Origin of the sequence: Streptomyces niphimycinicus (genome assembly GCF_018883605.1) — a bacterium.
GTDB classification, from domain to species: Bacteria; Actinomycetota; Actinomycetes; order Streptomycetales; family Streptomycetaceae; genus Streptomyces; species Streptomyces niphimycinicus.
The window spans coordinates 1-476 of sequence record NZ_JAHLEM010000484.1 but is presented as its reverse complement, the minus strand read 5'-3'; the positions used below and the strand labels follow the sequence as shown (position 1 = coordinate 476).

The window sequence follows — 476 nt, the reverse complement described above, 5'->3', positions numbered from 1 at the left end:
CAGCGCCGCGGCGGCGGCCATGGCGGCCGCCGTGCCGAGGATCCGGCGGCGGCTGAGCGTGCGGTCGGATTCGGCGGGCTGGCTATCGGTGCGGCGCGCCTGCTCCCGGCGCGTGTTCTCGATGCTCTCGCCGACGACCTCCGCGACGGGCATCCGGCGGCGGCGTGCTTCGGCGTGCGTGGAGAAGGCGAGGCGCAGCGGATCGGGGATGCCGGATCGGTTGACCGACCCGGGCGGGGTGACGGTGGCGGGGCGGGATGGGGAGGCAGCTTCCTTGTGCATGTGATCCCTCTTCTCGGAATCCTGGTGGCAGCTCTTCGCTCGGACGATCCGAAGAGCGAAGAGCGCGGCACGCGGGCTGAGGGGAGTGAACAGAAGGCGCAACGCCTTTGTCAACGATGTTGCGCCGATTTGCCGGGGAAGCCGCGGAAGGGCGTGGTGCCGGGTGCGGTGGTGGTCGTGGGGGCTACGCCCCG

The 476-nt window shown here is 71.8% G+C and carries 1 protein-coding gene; it reads right to left on the bottom strand.

Annotated elements, in window-relative coordinates:
• A partial coding sequence (locus KN815_RS33710; protein ID WP_216345646.1) for a hypothetical protein occupies positions 1–282 on the bottom strand: 282 nt, incomplete at its 3' end.
• Between the last annotated feature and the right edge of the window lie 194 nt (positions 283–476).